Annotated in this window: 20 protein-coding genes; 16 read left to right on the forward strand and 4 right to left on the reverse strand. The window is 32.4% G+C overall.

Annotated features, from left to right (window positions below; translation table 11 throughout):
• Positions 1–91: 91 nt before the first annotated feature.
• A complete protein-coding gene (locus ES674_RS07875; RefSeq protein ID WP_148403390.1) occupies positions 92–814 on the forward strand; it encodes a hypothetical protein in 723 nt (240 codons plus the stop codon).
• 349 nt (positions 815–1,163) lie between these two features.
• Positions 1,164–1,742: a hypothetical protein gene (locus ES674_RS07880; RefSeq protein WP_148403391.1), complete on the forward strand. Its 579-nt coding sequence runs from the start codon at positions 1,164–1,166 to the stop codon at positions 1,740–1,742.
• Here the strand turns inward: ES674_RS07880 and ES674_RS07885 are convergent.
• Entirely contained in the window at positions 1,739–2,656 is a 918-nt protein-coding gene (locus ES674_RS07885) for a bifunctional metallophosphatase/5'-nucleotidase (RefSeq protein ID WP_148403392.1), read from the reverse strand. The two genes, ES674_RS07880 and ES674_RS07885, sit on opposite strands and share 4 nt — an antisense overlap.
• 4 nt (positions 2,657–2,660) lie before the next feature.
• Positions 2,661–3,422 (reverse strand): 5'-nucleotidase C-terminal domain-containing protein, encoded by a 762-nt coding sequence (locus tag ES674_RS07890; protein ID WP_148403393.1) that lies wholly within the window; start codon positions 3,420–3,422, stop codon positions 2,661–2,663.
• Positions 3,423–3,496: 74 nt separating this feature from the next.
• On the opposite strand from ES674_RS07890, the gene ES674_RS07895 reads away from it, so the two are divergent.
• The 14 genes from ES674_RS07895 (at position 3,497) to ES674_RS07960 (ending at position 17,736) form a co-directional block, all read left to right on the forward strand.
• Complete coding sequence (locus tag ES674_RS07895) at positions 3,497–4,027, forward strand: DUF6913 domain-containing protein (protein WP_148403394.1); 531 nt, start codon at positions 3,497–3,499, stop codon at positions 4,025–4,027.
• Entirely contained in the window at positions 4,017–4,898 is an 882-nt protein-coding gene (gene dapA, locus ES674_RS07900) for a 4-hydroxy-tetrahydrodipicolinate synthase (RefSeq protein WP_148403395.1), read from the forward strand. The genes ES674_RS07895 and dapA overlap by 11 nt, the downstream gene beginning before the upstream one ends.
• A gap of 113 nt (positions 4,899–5,011) precedes the next feature.
• The gene (locus tag ES674_RS07905; protein ID WP_148403396.1) at positions 5,012–5,824 is read left to right on the forward strand and encodes an outer membrane protein assembly factor BamD; all 813 of its coding nucleotides are present in this window, start codon (positions 5,012–5,014) and stop codon (positions 5,822–5,824) included.
• A 13-nt stretch (positions 5,825–5,837) separates the two neighbouring features.
• Entirely contained in the window at positions 5,838–6,167 is a 330-nt protein-coding gene (locus tag ES674_RS07910) for a DNA-directed RNA polymerase subunit omega (protein ID WP_148403397.1), read from the forward strand.
• A gap of 7 nt (positions 6,168–6,174) precedes the next feature.
• Positions 6,175–7,386: a bifunctional phosphopantothenoylcysteine decarboxylase/phosphopantothenate--cysteine ligase CoaBC gene (coaBC, locus tag ES674_RS07915; protein WP_148403398.1), complete on the forward strand. Its 1,212-nt coding sequence runs from the start codon at positions 6,175–6,177 to the stop codon at positions 7,384–7,386.
• The gene (gene porD / locus ES674_RS07920; RefSeq protein ID WP_148403399.1) at positions 7,379–8,266 is read left to right on the forward strand and encodes a type IX secretion system protein PorD; all 888 of its coding nucleotides are present in this window, start codon (positions 7,379–7,381) and stop codon (positions 8,264–8,266) included. The genes coaBC and porD overlap by 8 nt, the downstream gene beginning before the upstream one ends.
• 60 nt (positions 8,267–8,326) lie before the next feature.
• Positions 8,327–9,979, forward strand: a complete 1,653-nt coding sequence (gene recN / locus ES674_RS07925) for a DNA repair protein RecN (RefSeq protein WP_148403400.1) — start codon at positions 8,327–8,329, stop codon at positions 9,977–9,979.
• A 43-nt stretch (positions 9,980–10,022) separates the two neighbouring features.
• Positions 10,023–10,838, forward strand: coding sequence for an enoyl-ACP reductase FabI (locus tag ES674_RS07930; protein ID WP_148403401.1), 816 nt, complete (start codon positions 10,023–10,025; stop codon positions 10,836–10,838).
• 132 nt (positions 10,839–10,970) lie between these two features.
• On the forward strand, positions 10,971–12,692 hold the full coding sequence (locus tag ES674_RS07935; protein WP_148403402.1) for an FG-GAP-like repeat-containing protein: 1,722 nt from the start codon (positions 10,971–10,973) through the stop codon (positions 12,690–12,692).
• Positions 12,693–12,812: 120 nt separating this feature from the next.
• A complete protein-coding gene (locus ES674_RS07940) occupies positions 12,813–13,820 on the forward strand; it encodes a glycosyltransferase (protein WP_148403403.1) in 1,008 nt (335 codons plus the stop codon).
• Positions 13,817–14,782: a CdaR family protein gene (locus tag ES674_RS07945; protein WP_148403404.1), complete on the forward strand. Its 966-nt coding sequence runs from the start codon at positions 13,817–13,819 to the stop codon at positions 14,780–14,782. The genes ES674_RS07940 and ES674_RS07945 overlap by 4 nt, the downstream gene beginning before the upstream one ends.
• Positions 14,779–15,372: a dephospho-CoA kinase gene (gene coaE / locus ES674_RS07950; protein WP_148403405.1), complete on the forward strand. Its 594-nt coding sequence runs from the start codon at positions 14,779–14,781 to the stop codon at positions 15,370–15,372. The genes ES674_RS07945 and coaE overlap by 4 nt, the downstream gene beginning before the upstream one ends.
• A 70-nt stretch (positions 15,373–15,442) precedes the next feature.
• A complete protein-coding gene (locus ES674_RS07955) occupies positions 15,443–17,014 on the forward strand; it encodes a sensor histidine kinase (RefSeq protein ID WP_148403406.1) in 1,572 nt (523 codons plus the stop codon).
• Between the two features lie 5 nt (positions 17,015–17,019).
• A complete protein-coding gene (locus ES674_RS07960; protein WP_148403407.1) occupies positions 17,020–17,736 on the forward strand; it encodes a response regulator transcription factor in 717 nt (238 codons plus the stop codon).
• Positions 17,737–17,780: 44 nt separating this feature from the next.
• On the opposite strand, the gene miaA is transcribed toward ES674_RS07960, so the two are convergent.
• Together miaA and ES674_RS07970 are read right to left on the reverse strand one after the other, a co-directional pair.
• Complete coding sequence (gene miaA, locus ES674_RS07965; protein WP_148403669.1) at positions 17,781–18,692, reverse strand: tRNA (adenosine(37)-N6)-dimethylallyltransferase MiaA; 912 nt, start codon at positions 18,690–18,692, stop codon at positions 17,781–17,783.
• A 16-nt stretch (positions 18,693–18,708) separates the two neighbouring features.
• Positions 18,709–19,611: an ion transporter gene (locus tag ES674_RS07970; protein ID WP_148403408.1), complete on the reverse strand. Its 903-nt coding sequence runs from the start codon at positions 19,609–19,611 to the stop codon at positions 18,709–18,711.
• Positions 19,612–19,632: the final 21 nt, after the last annotated feature.

Consider the following 19,632-nt stretch of genomic DNA (forward strand, 5'->3'; position numbering starts at 1 on the left):
AAAGCAATGGTTTTTAGTCGATTAAGTACTCATAATAACGATTAATTGTAAAATTTAATTACATTTGCTTTCTATTACCTACAAATAATTAATGAAACAAACCAATATTGTCCTATTTTTTATAATTGCTTTATGCGTAGCATTTACCTTTTTTCAAATTAGTGGAAAGGAATATCTTTCTAATATGAGTAAAGCGTTGATTGCACCACTTTTCACGGTGCTTTATTTTATTAATGTTCAAGAAAGATCGCGCTATTTCATGCTTTTTCTACTTGTTTTTTCATTTTCTGAATTATCCGTTTTTGTAGAATATTCAGCTGTATTTGGTAAGTTAAAACGGAATCTAGTATATGTGATTGGTAATTCACTCTACATAGTAGCATATTGTTTCTTAATCGCAGAAGTTTTTAAAACTATAAATGTGCGGAATGTTTTAAAAAACTACTTTATACATATTATCGTTTTAATGGTTTTGAGTATTTACATTTCCTATGTTTTGCTTACAATTGTGAATCCAAGATTTACGTACACAGAAGAATCCCTTATTATCATAGAATTAGTTTATAACATCGTTATGTTATTATTGCTTATGGTGTCTATAATTAGCTATTTCTACAATGACAACAAGAAAACGCTATTCTTGTTTTTAGGTTCTATATGTATTGTGTTTTCTGAAGTAATTCAAATTGCTTATTTCTACGTGACAGATCAGGATGTTTTGAATATTGTTCAAACGCTTTTATTTGTGATGGCTTTTACCTTTTTTTACTTTCAGTCTAAAGTTAAAAATAAGAAAGTACAATTCTTTGCTTAATTGAAAGCATCAATCCAAGCTATTTCTGTAATTTCTATTTCGCTTTTTAATCCTTTTTACTTTTAATCAGGATTCATTTCTTCAAAATTTAACATTTTAACCGATGAACGGTATTATTTTTTCGTTAAAATTAAATTTTATTGTTATATTTGTTGCAACCTACTTATGACTACCTAATTTGAGAAACTGGCTAAAATTTAGTTGCAACAGGAATCTTGTATTCGTCCTGTTATTTCTTGTTGTAATAAATGTATTCGCAATTTTAAGCGAAAATGATTTATTAATACAGGTTACAAAACCCTTGTTTATTCCATTGCTTTTTATGTTTTATTTTGTTAAAAATAAATACATGAGTGCGGTAATGGTATTGTTTTTGGTGTTTTCCTTTATAGGCGATTTTTCCTCGGTGCTTTACTCTAACCAGTTAGTAATTAATCTATCCAGTCTTTTTTACTGTATTAGCTACTTTTTATTGGCTTATGCAGCCATTTCTAGAATTAGAATTTTTAATATAGATAAGGTAGTAGGTATTTGCTTACTGCTAGTTTTCTCCATCAACTCCTATTTAATGTTTCAGTTGTATTCTGTGCTCATGGTAAAAATAGCGGATGCTACAGAAGTAACTTTGTTTGGAATTAAAAGTATTGCACTCTTAGCTCTAGCATTTGTGGCTTTTGCCACCTATTTAAGTAAAGATTCAAAATCTTCAATCTTGTTTTTAGCGACAGCTTTATGTTTCGGTTTTGCAGATGTTTTGTATTATATCAGTAACTATTACGTGTTCCATTGGAGCTTCGTCGTATTGGATAGATCATTACATGTTGTTGGCCTCTTTTTCCTTTTCAATTATATTATTGAATATAACAGAAAGCGAAAAAAACGTTTGGTATTACAAAATGTTTCTTCAGCAGAAGGTGTGTTTGTTTAGACAATTATTGAATTACCTTCACTTGTTACATTCTTCTCTTTATCAAAATAGAAATCTATTTTTCCTAAATTAATACCATAGCAACCCACTTGATTTACTAACATGTTTTTTCCTAAACTGTTTTTAACAATGGTTGGTTTGGATAAAAAGGTGTGTGTGTGTCCGCCAATAATTAAATCTATATTTTTTGATTTTGAGGCTAGCACTAAATCACTAATTTTTTCAGGATTATTTTTGTAATTATATCCCATATGTGATAAACAGATAATCAAATCGCATTTTTCATCTTCTTTTAAAATACGGGTCATGTCTTGAGTTATTTCAATAGGGTCCAAGTAAACGGTTTCTTTATACATGTTTTTATCCACTAAACCAGCTAATTCAATTCCGAGACCAAAAACACCTATTTTAATGCCGTTTTTAGTAAAGGTTTTATAGGGTTTAGCCAAGCCGTCCATAATAGTATTGGAGAAATCGTAGTTGGCTGAAATAAAATCGAATTTAGCATGTGGTAATTGTGCAAATAAGCCGTCTATACCGTTGTCAAAATCATGATTACCAATAGTTGCCCCATCATATTTTAACATGCTCATTAGTTTAAACTCCAACTCTCCTCCATAATAATTAAAGTAGGGCGTTCCTTGAAAAATATCTCCAGCATCTAATAATAAAGTATTGGGGTTTTCTTGGCGTATGGAATCAATTAATGAAGCACGTCTGGCAACACCACCTTGGTTGGGGTTTCTTCCATCTTCTGGTCCGAAAGGATCAATATGGCTATGAACATCATTGGTGTGAAGAATGGTTATTTTTTTCGATTTTTCAGCAGTTGAAAATGAAGATAACCCAAAACCGCCCACAGTAACTAAAGCTGCAGAAGCCGATGTTTGTTGAATAAATTGGCGACGTTTCATAATTTTATTTGTTTAATTTAATAAATCGATTATCAATTACAGGATTAATGGTGTCCTTCGTTTTGAAATAATCTAATAAGGCGTTACGTATTTTATAATCAAGAACATCTAAAGATTCTTCTGGTTGAAAAAACGTCATATGGTCGCCACCACTATATAAATAGTCATTCGTAGCCACGTAATACGTTTTACTAGTGTCTATAACAACGCCAGAAATATCAGCTTCTAAAATTTCGTAATCTTTATTTAAAACAACATGAAGTTTAGAGATGGGATGAGCGCGTTTGGCTTTAGATAAATACTTAACCAATTCATTAACTTGACTTCCTTTAATGCCAACAACAACAATACTATTTTCAAAAGGCATAATTTCAAAAGCTGTTCTTGCCGTAACAGGTCCTTTGGAAATAATAGCCCGAATACCACCATGATTTAGTAAAACCATATCAATATTTTTACCAGTTCGTTTTAAAAAGACAGGATTAGATTGCTCATAAACAGCATCAGCAAATAAATTTCCAATGGCCGTATTAAACTCACCGTCACTTTTTGAATAGGTTTCTGGAGCATAACTTAACATACTGTCCAAATCCCTGTTCACATGTTCACGATAGGGTTTTATAAATGCTTCAATATCCGCATCGGGTTGAAGCGTGTCATTAATATTTATTTGAGCGCCCTGAATCCGGTGTAATTGCCAAGCGTCTTGCTTACAATTAAATAGCAAGAAAGCTATGAGTACGATGAGTAAATGCTGTGATTTCATGTCTATAAACAAATAAATTTAGTACGCTTTTTTGTAGGTTCTTTTAGTATATTTGTGGAAAGTATAAAGATATAATGATTTTAAAGGGTTTTAAAGAAAAATCTATTAAAAAACACTTACGGTCCTTACTGAATAATTCAGAGCATACGGCAATAACTCAAGTAATTGAGAGCGTTGGCCTTATTGTGAATGTAGATGAAGTGCCCGATTTAAAAATTTTTAAATCATTGGCTAAAAGTTTAAATATAGCTCCTAATAATCTTAAAATTATAGTTTTTACCGAATCTAAAATATCCGAAAACACTTTAGAACAAGGATGTTTCAATCCAAAAGATATAGGTTGGAAAGCTGCTATACTAAATAATGAGTTGGAAGCGTTTTTACATACTAAATTCGATTTACTGATTAGTTTTTATTCAGCAGACTCTTTTTATTTAAAAGTACTTACCGCGAAATCTTCAGCTCACTTTAAAGCAAGTGTTTTTCAAGGTGAACCGCGTTTAAATGACTTAATTATACAAACACCATTAACCGATTTTGATGCATTCAAAACCGAATTACTAAAATATTTACACGTTTTTAAGACTTTAAAACATGAAGCATAAACTTACTGGCGCAGGAATTGCCATCGTTACACCTTTTAAAACCGATTTATCTGTAGATCATGATGCCTTAAAATGTATTGTTGATTTTAATATTGAAAATGGCATGGACTATATTGTCATTTCGGGAACAACTGGTGAAAGTGTTACCATTACTTCAGATGAAAAATTAGCAATTATTCACACCATTGTTACTGCAAACAATAAGCGCGTACCATTAGTTTTGGGTATTGGAGGCAGTAATACTGCAGCTATTATTTCTGAAATCAAAACAACAGATTTATCTCAAATTGATGCCATTTTATCCGTTTCGCCTTATTATAGCAGACCAACCCAAGCGGGAATTATAGCGCATTTTGAAGCTATTTCAAAAGCATCACCTATTCCAATTATTTTGTATAATGTTCCAGGCAGAACAGGCTCTAATATGTTGCCAGCAACAATTGTAGCTTTAGCAAAGTCATGTAAAAACATTGTAGCCGTAAAAGAAGCAGCGGGAAATATGGCACAATACCTTCGATTGTTAAAAGACAAACCGGATGATTTCATGATTATTTCTGGTGATGATGATTTAGCGTTATCGGTAACACTAGCAGGTGGTTCTGGGGTTATTTCAGTAATTGGTCAGGCATTTCCAAAAGATTTCGCCAAAATGATTCAACTAGGTTTAGAAGGCAAAAATAGAGAAGCTTTTAAATTACATCATAAACTCATGGATATTACAGGCTTGATATTTACAGAAAACAATCCGTCAGGTATTAAAGCCGTTTTAGAAGCTATGAATTTATGCCATCCAACAGTTCGCTTACCACTAGTTGTGGCAACGGATGTACTTAAGCAGCAGATAAATAGTTTTGTAAAAAATTATGCATAAGCGTTAAATTATACTTAATCCTAATGCTTACCTTATTTTACCTTGTATTTTAGCAAACTAAATATTTTTAAAATCCATTTTATTACCTTAATTTTGCAAACTGTTTTAAAACTATGAATAAATTTCTTTACATAATTCTAACTTGCACGCTTTTAAGTTCTTGTGGTGAATATCAAAAGGCTTTAAAGTCTACAGATACTGCGACTAAATATACCGTGGGAGAAAAATTGTATAATGAAGGTAAATATGCCAAAGCTAATAAGTTGTTTGAGCAAATTTTGCCATCATACCGTGGGAAACCACAAGCTGAAAAGTTATCCTATTTAAACTCTAAAAGTTATTATGAAGAGGAAGAATGGTATTCTGCAGGTTATCATTTTGATCGTTTTGTAGACACCTATCCAATGAGTGAAAAAGTGGAAGAAGCAGCCTTTTTAAGTGCGAAAAGTGGGTATATGTTATCTCCGGTTTTTTCTAAAGAACAACACGAAACTAGAGAAGCCATTGATAAATTCCAATCATTTATCAATTTATATCCAGAATCAGAATTCCTTCCAGAAGCTAATAAATTAGTGAAAGAATTGGATTTTAAATTGGAGAAAAAAGCATTTAGTATTGCCAAACAATTTAACACCATTGCAGGTTATACGCGTGATTTTCAAGCACCAATAAAAGCAATGGATAATTTTATTTTTGATTTTCCAGGAACGGTTTACAGAGAAGAAGCCTTGTTTATCAGGTTTGATTCAGCTTACCAATTAGCGGTAAATAGTGTTTACAGTAAAAAAGAGCAACGTTTGCAAGACGCCAAGAATTATTATAATAGCTTCAAAAATTCCTATTCTAATTCCGAGTACTTGGAGAAAGCAGGAAAAATGAATGAAGAAATAGATAAAGAATTAAAAAACTATAGTACAAAAAGTTAATATACTTACCCTTATGGATTTAAAGAAGATTAATGCGCCAGTAAACACCATAACTTATAATAGAAATAAGATTGATGCACCTACTGAAAATATTTATGAAGCAATTTCTATTATTTCAAGACGCGCTGAACAAATAAATTCTGAAATTAAGAAAGAACTAATTGAGAAATTAGAAGAATTTGCTACGTACAACGACAGTCTTGAAGAGATTTTCGAAAACAAAGAGCAAATTGAAGTTTCTAAATTCTATGAGAAATTACCAAAACCACATGCATTAGCAGTTCAAGAATGGTTAGACGGTAAAATTTACTATAGAAACACAGAAGACGATATCCAGGAATAATAACTATATGTCAATATTAAGCGGTAAAAAAATATTACTCGGCATTAGTGCTGGTATAGCTGCTTATAAAACGGCGACATTAGTTAGAGGTTTTATAAAAGCAGGTGCGGACGTTAAAGTAGTCATGACACCTGCTTCTAAAGATTTTATAACACCATTAACACTTTCCACACTTTCCAAAAACCCAGTTCACTCCACATTTACTAATCTTGAAAATGAGAATGAAACCTGGAATAATCATGTAGAATTAGGCCTTTGGGCCGATTTATTTATTATTGCACCCGCAACAGCCAATACACTTTCTAAAATGGCCAATGGCGTATGCGATAATTTGTTGCTAGCTACTTATTTATCTGCCAAATGTCCGGTGTATTTTGCACCCGCAATGGATTTGGATATGTATAAACATCCATCAACTTTAGAATCTTTTAGAGTGCTTCAAAGCTTTGGAAATATTATGGTTCCTGCTACTAGCGGTGAATTAGCAAGTGGTTTAGTAGGTGAAGGCCGTATGGCAGAACCTGAAGATATTGTTTCGTTTATTGAGAATGATATTTTAGAAAAATCACCATTACGAGGGAAAAAAGTGATGATTACGGCAGGACCTACTTATGAAGCTTTAGATCCTGTTCGTTTTATTGGTAATCATTCCAGTGGAAAAATGGGTTTTGAATTAGCGAAAGCTGCTACAAATTTAGGTGCTGAAGTGATTTTAATTTCGGGACCGACTCATCAAAAATTACAACATAATTTTGTTCAAATCATTCCCGTTACATCAGCAGAAGAGATGTATAAAGCGGCTCACGAACATTATGCGTCTGTGGATATTGCCATTCTAGCCGCAGCCGTTTCAGATTACAAACCAAAACAAGTTGCAACTCAAAAAATAAAGAAGACCGAAAATACGTTATCTTTAGAATTAGAGAAAACGCAAGATATTTTAGCATCATTAGGGCGAATCAAAACCAACCAGTTTTTAGTGGGTTTTGCTTTGGAAACTAATAATGAAATTGAAAACGCAAAAGGCAAACTAAAGGCCAAGAATTTAAATTTAATTGTATTAAATTCGCTACAAGATAAAGGCGCAGGATTTAAATCAGATACCAATAAAGTAACGCTTATTGACCAAGATGAAAATTGTACTGCTTTCGATTTAAAGTCTAAAGAGGCCGTTGCAGCAGATATTTTGAATGCCATAATAAAACAAATGCATGTATAGAATTTTCATATTTTTATTCGTTTTCATATCTTTTTCAGGACACAGTCAAGAGTTGAACTGTAATGTGGTTGTCAATGCGCAATTCACAGGAAACGAAAATTTACAAGTTTTTAAAACGCTTGAAAAGCAATTAAAGGAATTTGTAAATAATACAAAATGGTCTAAAAAAGAATTCAGTCCTCAAGAACGCATCGAATGTGGTATGTTTATTAATGTTTCTGAATATTCTAGTGACGTTTATAAGGCAACCATACAAGTGCAATCTTCACGTCCTGTTTATGGATCTTCTTATGCTACTCCTATATATAATGTGAATGACAAAGATTTCACCTTTCAATATGTAGAATTTGAAAATATACTTTATAACCAAAATCAGTTTGAATCGAATTTAGTTTCGGTAATCGCGTTTCACGTGCATATGATTTTAGGTTTGGATGCCGATTCTTTCGCCTTACAAAGTGGCGATGTTTATTTAAAACAAGCACAAAATATTGTAAGTTTTTCTCAACAGGAAAATGCTAAAGGTTGGAAGTTGGAAGATGGTCTGCAAACACGTTTTGCTTTAATAGATAATTTATTATCGCCTACTTTTAAAGAATACAGAAAAGTAATGTATGACTATCACCGTTTAGGTTTAGATACCATGAGTGAGAATCAGAAAACAGCTAAAATTATTATAGCGAGTGCTATAGAAGAGTTTGAGGCTATGAATAGAAGACGTCCAAATTCCTTCTTATTAAGAACATTTTTCGATGCAAAAGGTGATGAAATAGAAGAGATATTTTCAAGTGGTCCTAACGTAGAAATCACTGAATTAATTTCAACTTTAAACCGTGTTGCACCTATGTATTCTAGCAAATGGCGCAATATTAAGTTTTAAAGAATACTGCTTTAAATACAGTTGTTAAAATAGTAAAGTAACCTAATAAACTAAAAAGCCTTGTTAACAGCTTTATCCATAAAAAATTACGCATTAATAGATAGTCTTCAGGTGAATTTCAACCAAGGATTAACTATTATTACTGGTGAAACAGGTGCTGGAAAATCCATTCTTTTAGGTGGTTTATCTTTAATTTTGGGTAAACGAGCCGATTTAAGCGCATTAAAAAACAGTGATTCCAAGTGCGTAATAGAAGCCATTTTTGATGTTTCAAATTATAAACTGCAGAATCTATTTAAAAAATTAGATTTTGATTATGATGAACAAACTATCATTAGACGCGAAATATTGCCATCGGGTAAATCCCGAGCCTTTGTCAATGATTCTCCAGTAAATTTAAGTGGTTTACAAGCACTTGGGGAACAACTTATAGATATTCATTCCCAGCATGAAACTATGCAATTAATGGATGATGCTTATCAATTTCAGGTAATTGATGCTTTAGCAAAAAACACACAAGATTTGCAAGATTTTAAAGCTGCACTAAAAACCTTTAAAAGCTTTCAAAAGGAATATGATGAACTTTTAAAATTTCAAGCTGAAGCTATAAAAGAACACGATTATAACACCTATTTATTAAAGGAATTAGTAGACGCTAATTTGGTGGATGGTGAGTTGCAAGAATTAGAAGAAACTTATGAAACGCTGAATAATATTGAAGTTATTAAAGAACAATTAACGGCGGTAAATCAACTGTTAAGTGAAGAGCAAATAGGCGTCATGTCTGCATTGTTAGCAGCCAAAAATAATTTGCAAAAAATCTCCAAATTTTCATCAAAATACGAAGATACTTTTAACCGTATTACAAGCAGTTCTATTGAAATTAATGATATTTTTAATGAAGTAGAATCGCTTCAAGATCAGCTGGATTTAGATCCGGAGCAACTAACAATTGTTGGTGCAAAATTAGAATTGATTAATACCTTACTAAAAAAACACATGGCAAGTGATGTGGCAGAACTTATTGTCATTAAAAATGCCTTATCAGAAAAAGTAAGTGTTACCGAAAAATTAGATGATACTATTGCCGATAAACAGTTGGAAGTAGAATCTGCTAAAAAAGCCATTGATGCGGTAGCAAACAGTTTGCATAAGAAGCGTATGGCGGCTATTCCTGGTTTAACTAAAGAATTGGAAGCTATATTGCAGCAACTTGGGATGCCAAATGCTAAATTTAATATCACGTTAAAACAAACGGAAAGCTATCAGAATAATGGAAAAGATCAATTAGCTTTTCTGTTTTCTGCTAATAAAGGTGGCGCGTTTAACGAACTTAAAAAGGCAGCATCTGGTGGTGAATTATCGCGAATTATGCTGGCTATAAAATCTATTTTATCCAACTATGTACAATTGCCATCCATCATGTTTGATGAAATTGATTCAGGTGTTTCTGGTGAAATTTCGAATAAAATGGGTGAAATTATGCGTGATATGAGCAAAAGCATGCAAGTTTTTACTATTACTCATATTCCCCAAATTGCGGCTAAAGGCAATACACACTTTAAAGTATACAAGGAAGATGTTGGCGAGGTTACGCAAACCAATTTAAGATTATTAAATCATGATGAACGCATTGTTGAAATTGCACAAATGCTTGGTGGCATAGAAATATCTACTTCGGCTATGGCGCATGCCAAACAATTGTTGAATTAATACTATCTTTGAAAATTATAAAATCAAATCAACTAGAAAAACTATGTCACATAACTTATTAAAAGGAAAAAGAGGAATCATATTTGGAGCTTTAGATGAAAACTCAATTGCTTGGAAAACTGCCTTGCGCGTACATGAAGAAGGTGGAACGTTTGTTTTAACTAACGCGCCCGTAGCTATGCGTATGGGACAAATAAATGAGTTGGCTGAACAAACAGGTTCTCAAATTATTCCTGCTGATGCTACTTCTATTGAAGATATAGAAAATCTAATCGAAAAATCCATGGAGATTTTAGGCGGTAAAATTGATTTCGTTTTACATTCTATTGGTATGTCTATCAATTTAAGAAAAGGAAATCATTACACCAGCCAAAATTATGATTGGACGCAAAAAGGAACGGATGTTTCGGCAACATCATTTCATAAAGTAATGCAGACTTTGTATCAAAAAGATGCCATGAACGAATGGGGAAGTATTGTAGCGCTTACTTATATGGCAGCACAACGCGTTTTCCCAGATTATAATGATATGGCAGATAATAAAGCGTATTTAGAAAGCATTGCCCGTAGTTTTGGTTATTTCTTTGGTCGTGATAAAAAAGTGCGTGTTAATACAATTTCACAATCGCCAACACCTACAACAGCTGGAAGTGGCGTTAAAGGTTTTGATGGTTTTATTTCTTATGCTGAAAAAATGTCGCCTTTAGGTAATGCTACTGCTCTAGATTGTGCTAACTATACCATCACGTTGTTTAGTGATTTAACTAAAAAAGTAACGCTCCAAAACCTATATCACGATGGTGGTTTTAGTAATATGGGCGTAAGTGATGCCGTTATGGAAACTTTTACAAGAGAGTAAAATACAAAATATAAATTTTTTAAAAAGCGTGATTCTTATCAATAAGAATCACGCTTTTTCGTTTTATACTGTAATTTTTAAAATCTAAATTATTCCCTATATTAGTAAGTCACATTTTTAGTTTATGTTACTATGAAACATTATTACATATGGCTGCTTTTTCTAGCACTTCCTTTTTGTTCTATTTCTCAAGTAAATTTCAATAACGTAGCGACAGATTTGGGCTTAATTGTTACCGCTGGAAATACCTATTTAGGAAATGGCATTTCTTTTTGTGATTATAATAATGATGGATGGGATGATATAACCATGGCCACACAAGACAATGATAAACTGCGTTTTTATAAGAATGTCAACGGTACTTTTGTTTTAGATAATTTAAATATTCCTTTTAACAACAGTGAACAGAAACAAGTTGTTTGGGTTGATATTGATAACGATGGCGATAAAGATTTGTTTGTTACATCCAATAACGACGGAAATAAACTTTACTTAAATTTAGGGAACTTAAACTTTGAAGATATTACGGAAGCCGCTGGTTTTCCAACTGAAAATTTTGAAAGCTATGGCGCTTCTTGGGGCGATTATGATAATGATGGTTTTTTAGATGTTTTTATTAGCAATAGAAGTGAATCCAATAATCAGCCAAATTATTTTTATAGAAATAATGGCGATAATACGTTTACAGATGTCACTGAAGAAGCAGGGTTTGATAATGATAGCCACATGACATTCTGTTCCGCCTTTTTCGATTATGATAATGATGGCTGGCAAGATATTTATTTATCTAGTGATAAATATTTTAACCAAAATTTTCTATATCGTAATAATGGCGATGGTACTTTTACAGATGTTAGTGTGGAATCCAATACAGCAATCGTCATAGATGCCATGTCTACAACTATTGGCGATTATAATAATGATGGTTGGTTTGATATTTACATTACGAACACACCAACAGATGGTAACGTGCTATTTCGTAATAATGGCGATGGAACTTTTACAGATATTGGCATGTTTTCAGGAGTTCGATTACATAGTTACGCTTGGGGTGCTGTTTTTTTAGATGCTGATAATGATATGGATGAAGATATTTATGTGAGTTGTGAATTTGATGGTTCTAATCCACCGTACAGATCCTCTGCGTTTTTTAAAAACCAAGGTAATAACACGTTTGAAAATTCACGAAACTCTGGATTTATTGGTGATGCCGCTAAAAGTTATTCCAATGCCATTGGCGATTTTAACAATGATGGCTATCCAGATATTGCAGTAAGTAATATTCATTTTGAGAATATGTACTTATGGGAAAATCAAGGTGATAAAACTAATAACTGGTTGAAGGTGAATTTAACAGGCGTGCAAAGTAACAGAGATGGTATAGGTTCGCGAATTGAAATTTCAGTAAACGGAAATAAGCAATACCGTTATACCTTATGTGGAGAAGGCTATTTGGCTCAAAATTCCAACACCCAATTTTTTGGTGTCGGTACCAACACCAGCATTGATTATATAAAAGTTACTTGGTTAAGCGGTATTATAGATTATATAGAAAATGTAACTCCCAATCAAGTTCTTCAAATTAGGGAAGGTCAAAATAGTCTAAACCTAGAGAGTAAAAATAGGAGTGAGTTGTCATTCTATCCTAATCCTGTGATAAGCACCTTAACTTTAATGAATAAGACACCGGTGTCGGGCGTTGTAATTCATAATATATTAGGACAAGAAGTCTTCAAGAAATCTTTGCAGAATAACCAAGAAGAAATTCAACTTTCGCATTTAGAACCGGGTATTTATTTTGTAAAAGTTCAAAGTAATCATATCTCGGAAACCATTCAAATAATTAAAAAATAGTTTTTGAAATGCTTTCATAATAGCCTGATTGTAATTTGTCATTAAAAATTACATTAAAATATCATTTTTAAAAACCACTCAATCAAGTGGTTTTTTTATGGGTTTAATTACATTTGCTTTATGGAATTAATGTTCTCTTTTATAATACCTGTTTTCAATCGTCCGAATGAAATAGAGGAGCTATTGCAAAGTTTTGTAATCCTTGATTATGTTCATGATTATGAAATTGTAATAGTTGAAGATGGTTCTACCATTCCATCTCTAGAAGTTATTAAAAAATTCACTAATCGACTAAACATAAACTATTTAACGAAGGAGAACTCTGGGCCAGGCGATTCACGAAATTTTGGAATGCGCCAAGCCAAAGGAAATTATTTTATCATTCTAGATTCGGACTGTATTTTACCAAGGTTATATTTAAATGCTGTTACGAATTTTTTAAATAAAACATATATAGATTGTTTTGGTGGTCCAGATGCTGCTCATAATTCATTTTCATCTTTGCAAAAAGCCATTAATTTCTCCATGACCTCATTTATTACTACTGGTGGAATTAGAGGGAATAAACGACAGATTTCTAAATTTCAACCACGAAGTTTTAATCTGGGAATTTCAAAAGAAGCTTTTTTACTAACAGGTGGTTTTGGAAATATCCACCCTGGCGAAGATCCCGATCTATCAATTAGATTATGGAAATTAGGTTTTGAAACAGCGCTTATTCCAGAAGCTTTTGTGTATCATAAACGCCGCATTTCTTGGAATAAATTTTATCAGCAAGTTTCAAAATTTGGTATGGTTCGACCTATATTAAATGACTGGCATCCTGAAACAAAAAAAATAACCTATTGGTTTCCAACCGTGTTTATATGTGGTTTGGTTCTTGCTTTTATTTTGGTTATTTTTAATAAATTCCTTTTAATGTCGTTATATGGAATATATTTCATCATATTATTCATGGTAGCTTTAGTTTCCACCAGAAGTTTATCTATTGCTTTTCAAGCCCTGTTTGCAACTATTGTACAGTTTACAGGATATGGTTTCGGGTTTTTAAAATCGTGGATGACTTTAAAACTTTCTAATAAACAACCGGAGGAAAATTTTCCTCATTTATTCTTTAAAAACAAATGATTAAAGCCATAAAATCTAAAATTTTAAAGGGAATTAAAAACAAACGGATAAATGTGTTCTTTCTGTTTTTAATCATGTCGTTTAGTGTTCTTATTTTAATGAAGCTTTCTAAAACGTACACCAACACCATTGATTTCAAAATTAATAAAATAAATATTCCTGAATCTGCCGTTATTTTTGATGATACGGATAAGAAACTTCAAATTAGTTTAAAATCACAAGGGTTCAATTTTTTGAAATATTATTTCAAGAACCCTAAAATTGATATCGATTTCAGTCAAAATATTAAGAAATCGGACAAGCATTTTATTTGGAATAAAAGTTCTGCTTATTTAGATATTGTTTCTCAATTTAAGAAATCGGTAGAAATTGTAAATATCGCGCCCGATACCTTATTATTTAAATATGATGTAAACACCATTAAAAAAGTTCCTGTTAGAATAAATGCGAATGTAAGTTTCGGTATAGGGTATGACATGTCCGATTCCTATAAGATAACCCCTGATTCTATTAAAGTAATTGGTCCAGATGCTTTGGTTTCTAACATAGAATATATAGAAACCGATACGCTAAAACTTCAAAATATAAATAAAGATATTAGTACTTCAGTTAAATTAAAAATTCCTAAAAAGAATGAATTTTTACGTTTTACAAGAGATAATGTTCAGGTAGAGGCAACTGTGGCTAAATTTACTGAAGGCGATTTGAAAATTCCCGTTACCGTCATTAATGTTCCAGATAATATTACATTGAAATATTATCCAAAAAAGATAAGTGTGTCTTATTACACCAGTTTGGTCAATTTCAAATCTATAACGGCTGCAGATTTTGAGGTAACCTGCGATTATGCGGAAGTATCAAAAAGTCAAACATTTTTAATTCCTAGAATCACCAAGCAGCCAAGTGCTGTAAAGCATGTTAAAATTAATCACGATCAAATTGAATATATTATAACAGAATGAAAATAGTTGGTTTAACGGGCGGAATTGGTAGCGGAAAAACCACGGTGGCGAAGTTGTTTGCTGAACTCGGCATTCCTACTTATATAGCAGATGAAGAGGCCAAGACTTTAATGAATACCTCTTCAACAATAAAGCGCGAAATTAGTGCATTATTTGGAGATCAAGCGTATACTGATGGTTCTTTAAACAGGCCATTTATTGCCAACGCTATTTTTAATGATACCGGTTTGCTGAAACAAATGAATAGCATTGTGCATCCTAGAGTGGGGCGCCATTTTAAAGAGTGGGTGCAACAGCAAAATGCCTTATATGTTATTAAAGAAAATGCCATTTTATTTGAACATGGTGAAGAAAAAAACTGTGATTTCACCATATTGGTAACGGCACCTGAAAATATTAGAATTTCACGTGTTGTAAAACGCGATAATAAAACGGAAGCTCAAGTAAAAGCTATTATCAACAACCAACTTCCTGAAGGCGTTAAAAGACTAAAAGCGACCTATATTATTGAGAACACGGCTTTAGATAAAACACGGACTCAAGTGCTAGATGTGCACCATAAACTTCTTAATGCTATGAAAACTTCTTAAATTTTAACATTTTTGTTAATGTAAGGTTAAATGCTAAGGTAGCTAAATGTTAAAATGTTAATTTTGAGCAATGAGCAAAAAGCTATTTATTATACTGGTATTATTAATGAGTTTGTCTCTTGTTGGTATCATATTTGTTCAAGCTTATTATATCAATAACTCGATTGAAAACGAGGAAGATCAGTTCAATTTTAATGTAAAAAAAGCATTGAGTTTTGCGTCTCGCCAAATTGAAGAGCGCGAAATGTTTAGTTATTATAATAGATACCAAACGCTCGTTGATGAGAAAAAACAAGCCGATACCGTTGCCATTTCAAAACTGTTTATAGTATCGCAAATTAATGATACCAATGAAACGTTTATTTATAGAAGTGGTATTTTAGAAGAAAACCATAAATTATCTTCGTCGCTCTTTGACATCGGTTTAGATAGCTTAAATATACAGCGTATAATTAGTAGTTCGGAAGCTAAAGTGTTTAGCAACCAATCATCTCTTGATAATGAATTAAGTCCAAATCCCGTTTTAAGTTTATTAAAAACAGGACGGTTAACAGCTGCAGAACGTATTAGTTTTGATGAAGCTTTTAAAATGTTAGGAAGCAGAATTCCTATTCATAAAAGAGTTGGTCCTGCACAAATTGAAAAATTACTCTCCAAGAAATTGAAGGATGATAATATTGATTTGGATTACGAATTTGCCATTTACAGTAATGATTTGGCCACCAAAATACAAAGCGACAACTTTGAGTTAGTGAAAGGAACTTTTAGTATTCCTATTTTTTCAAACGAATTGGATAAAAATAATTATCGTTTAATGGTTAATTTTCCAAAACGAAATAAGTTCATTCAGTCCACTATTATTCGGATGACTTTATTGTCCATTATTTTTACATCCATCATTATTATAGCGTATTCTAGTGCTTTATTGCAACTTTTCAGACAACGTAAAATTTCTGAAATTAAGTCAGACTTTATCAACAACATGACCCACGAGTTTAAAACACCTATTGCCACCATTAATTTGGCTTTAGATGCAATTAAAAATCCGAAAGTTATTGATGATAAGGAACGCGTAGCACGTTACTTGCAAATGATTCGTGATGAAAATAAACGCATGCATGCACAGGTGGAAAATGTATTGAGAATATCTAAACTTGAAAAAAACGAATTGAATATTAGTAAAGATCGTGTAGATCTTCACGAGTTAATTGAAGATGCTATTGCGCATATTGAATTAATAGTGGAAGACCGTAAAGGTTATATGCGCACACATTTAAATGCCGAAAAATGTTCGGTATTGGCTAATGAAACGCATTTTATTAATGTAATTGTAAATATTCTGGATAATGCTGTAAAGTATTCACCAGAAAACCCAAAAATTGATATCTATACCGAAAATGTTGGTAATAATATCCTTTTAAAAATTAAAGATCAAGGAAGCGGAATGGGGAAAGCCGCTCAAAAACAGGTGTTCGAAAAATTTTATAGAGAACATACCGGAAATATACATAATGTAAAAGGACATGGTTTAGGTCTAGCTTACGTAAAACGTATGGTTGAGGATCACCAAGGACACATTTCCGTAGAAAGTGAAAAAGACAAAGGAAGTACATTTATTATAAAACTTCCATTAATATCATAAATGCTATGACAGAACAAAACAAAAAAATATTATTGGTAGAAGATGATCCAAATTTTGGAACCATTTTGAAAGATTATTTAATGATGAACGATTATGATGTTGTTCATGCTAAAAACGGTATGGAAGGTTTCGAGAAGTTCAAAAAAGATGATTTCGATTTGTGTATTTTAGATGTCATGATGCCTTATAAGGACGGATTTACTTTAGCTAAAGAAATTCGTGAGAAAAATGCAGAAGTGCCAATCGTTTTCTTAACGGCCAAAGCCATGAAAGAAGATGTTTTAAAAGGATACAAAGTAGGAGCAGACGACTATTTAAACAAGCCTTTTGATAGTGAAGTTTTATTAATGAAAATCAAAGCCATTATGCAGCGTAAAGCTACAGAAACGGTTGCTGATAGTAAACAATTTCAGTTTACAATTGGTGGATTTGAATTAAATTCCAAGCTGCGTTTTTTAGTCTATAATGGTGGCGAACAAATTAAATTATCTCCAAAAGAAAACGAACTTTTACGTTTATTGGCTTTGCATGAAAATGATTTAATGCCACGTGAACTAGCTTTAACTAAAATATGGCGCGATGATAACTATTTTACATCTAGAAGTATGGATGTATATATTGCGAAATTACGTAAGTATTTAAAGTTGGATCCTAAAGTTGAAATTTTAAATATTCACGGTGAAGGTTTTAGATTAGTAGTGAATACCGAAACAGACGATTAATCAGAATTTTTTATAAAAAAAGACCAGCTGAAAAGCTGGTTTTTTTAGGCCTTAATTTGAGATTCTAGGGCTTTTATTATGGTTTTAATGTCTGTTTCAAAATCAAACCAAAGTGTTTCTTCATTTCGTTTAAACCAAGTGAGTTGCCGCTTCGCAAAACGTCTACTATTTTTTTTAATTTCTGAAACAGCAAACTCTAAAGTCCATTCACCAGACAAGTATTTAAAAATTTCTTTATAACCAACCGTATTTAGGGCGTTTAAGGGAGAATTATTTTTAAGATGTTCAACTTCCTTTACCAAACCTTCGGCCACCATCATATCCACACGCTGGTTGATACGGTTATAAATTTTTTCCCGATCGGCTGTTAAACCAATCGTAATGGTTTTAAAAGGTCTTGATATTTTAGATTTTTTTAAAAAAGACGAATAGGGTTTTCCGGTTCCTAAACAAATTTCTAAAGCGCGAATTACGCGTTTTGGATTATCTATTGCTATGTTTTTGAAACTAGATGGATCTAATTTTTTTAACTGCGTTTGAAGCGCTTGTAAACCTTGGGATTCTAATTGGGCATTGAGCGTTTCCCGTATAGTTGGATTAACTTTAGGAAAGTCGTCTAGACCTCTAGTTACAGCATCTACATATAAACCCGAGCCACCAACCATAATAATAACATCCTTTTCATGAAACAAATTGGTTAATACATCCATAGCATCTTTTTCAAAAGAGCCAACGCTATAATCGTCAAGAATTGATTTATGATGAATAAAATGATGTTTCGCTGCCAATAGTTCCTCTGATGTTGGCGCAGCCGTTCCAATTTGCATTTCCTTAAAGAACTGTCGGGAATCTGCCGAAATTATTTCGGTTTCAAAATAATTGGCCAATTTAATGCTCAAAGCGGTTTTTCCTATAGCGGTAGGACCAACAATAGAAATAAGAAAATTTTCTGACATCATATAAAAAAGATTTCTAATCCGAAGATTTGAGATGAAGAGGATGACCGCATTTGTAACAGAATTTCGCATGGTCTTTATGGTTTTGAGCCATGCAAAAAGAACAGGATTGCGAATTTACATCCACTTCTCTTGGATGAGGTGATGTGGAGTTAAGTTGCTTAATAGTATAAGGATCTAAATCTTTTTCTTCACGGTAGGCTTTTCGAGTATATTCTGCCGAAACGATTCCTGTAGGAACAGCAATAATACCATAACCCAAAACCATAATAATAGAAGCTATAAATTGCCCTAAAGGTGTAACGGGCGCTATATCACCAAAACCAACTGTTGTAAGGGTAACGATACACCAATAAACACTTTTTGGAATATTGCTAAATCCGCTGGCTTCTCCCTCTACCAAATACATGATGGTTCCAAAAATGGTAGCAGCAATAACAACGGCAAATAGGAAAACAAATATTTTAGCCCGACTTGCCTTTATGGCGGCTGCTAAATGATTGGAAGCTCCTAGAAAACGCGCTAATTTCAAAATTCTAAAAACACGTAATAATCTTAATGCACGCAGCGCTACTAGAGCTTGAGTACCAGCAAAAATAAGGGATAAAAATTTTGGTATGGTGGATAGTAAATCAATAATACCATAGAAACTAGTGATATACTTCAATGGTTTTTTAACCGTGACTATGCGCAAAATATATTCAATAGAAAAAAGAATGGTAATAATCCATTCTGAAATATTAAGAAAGGTATGATATCGGACTTGAATACTAACTACGCTTTCTAGCATTACCAGAGTAATACTAGCTAAAATAACTATTAATAACGTAACATCAAATAGTTTCCCAGCAGGTGTATCTGCTTCATAAATTATTTCATGAAGTTTTGCTTGCCAACGCTTATAAGGTTTCTCCTTCATATATATTAAAAATACTAAATG

Origin of the sequence: Bizionia myxarmorum (assembly GCF_008086205.1) — a bacterium.
GTDB classification, from domain to species: domain Bacteria; phylum Bacteroidota; class Bacteroidia; order Flavobacteriales; family Flavobacteriaceae; genus Algorimicrobium; species Algorimicrobium myxarmorum.

Bases quoted from the DNA above. Each gene is read 5' to 3' on its own strand.
- ES674_RS07875 (WP_148403390.1), top strand. From the start codon at position 92: ATGAAACAAACCAATATTGTCCTATTTTTTATAATTGCTTTATGCGTA.
- ES674_RS07880 (WP_148403391.1), top strand. From the start codon at position 1,164: ATGAGTGCGGTAATGGTATTGTTTTTGGTGTTTTCCTTTATAGGCGAT.
- ES674_RS07885 (WP_148403392.1), bottom strand. From the start codon at position 2,656: ATGAAACGTCGCCAATTTATTCAACAAACATCGGCTTCTGCAGCTTTA.
- ES674_RS07890 (WP_148403393.1), bottom strand. From the start codon at position 3,422: ATGAAATCACAGCATTTACTCATCGTACTCATAGCTTTCTTGCTATTT.
- ES674_RS07895 (WP_148403394.1), top strand. From the start codon at position 3,497: ATGATTTTAAAGGGTTTTAAAGAAAAATCTATTAAAAAACACTTACGG.
- dapA (WP_148403395.1), top strand. From the start codon at position 4,017: ATGAAGCATAAACTTACTGGCGCAGGAATTGCCATCGTTACACCTTTT.
- ES674_RS07905 (WP_148403396.1), top strand. From the start codon at position 5,012: ATGAATAAATTTCTTTACATAATTCTAACTTGCACGCTTTTAAGTTCT.
- ES674_RS07910 (WP_148403397.1), top strand. From the start codon at position 5,838: ATGGATTTAAAGAAGATTAATGCGCCAGTAAACACCATAACTTATAAT.
- coaBC (WP_148403398.1), top strand. From the start codon at position 6,175: ATGTCAATATTAAGCGGTAAAAAAATATTACTCGGCATTAGTGCTGGT.
- porD (WP_148403399.1), top strand. From the start codon at position 7,379: ATGTATAGAATTTTCATATTTTTATTCGTTTTCATATCTTTTTCAGGA.
- ES674_RS07930 (WP_148403401.1), top strand. From the start codon at position 10,023: ATGTCACATAACTTATTAAAAGGAAAAAGAGGAATCATATTTGGAGCT.
- ES674_RS07935 (WP_148403402.1), top strand. From the start codon at position 10,971: ATGAAACATTATTACATATGGCTGCTTTTTCTAGCACTTCCTTTTTGT.
- ES674_RS07940 (WP_148403403.1), top strand. From the start codon at position 12,813: ATGGAATTAATGTTCTCTTTTATAATACCTGTTTTCAATCGTCCGAAT.
- ES674_RS07945 (WP_148403404.1), top strand. From the start codon at position 13,817: ATGATTAAAGCCATAAAATCTAAAATTTTAAAGGGAATTAAAAACAAA.
- coaE (WP_148403405.1), top strand. From the start codon at position 14,779: ATGAAAATAGTTGGTTTAACGGGCGGAATTGGTAGCGGAAAAACCACG.
- ES674_RS07955 (WP_148403406.1), top strand. From the start codon at position 15,443: ATGAGCAAAAAGCTATTTATTATACTGGTATTATTAATGAGTTTGTCT.
- ES674_RS07960 (WP_148403407.1), top strand. From the start codon at position 17,020: ATGACAGAACAAAACAAAAAAATATTATTGGTAGAAGATGATCCAAAT.
- miaA (WP_148403669.1), bottom strand. From the start codon at position 18,692: ATGTCAGAAAATTTTCTTATTTCTATTGTTGGTCCTACCGCTATAGGA.
- ES674_RS07970 (WP_148403408.1), bottom strand. From the start codon at position 19,611: ATGAAGGAGAAACCTTATAAGCGTTGGCAAGCAAAACTTCATGAAATA.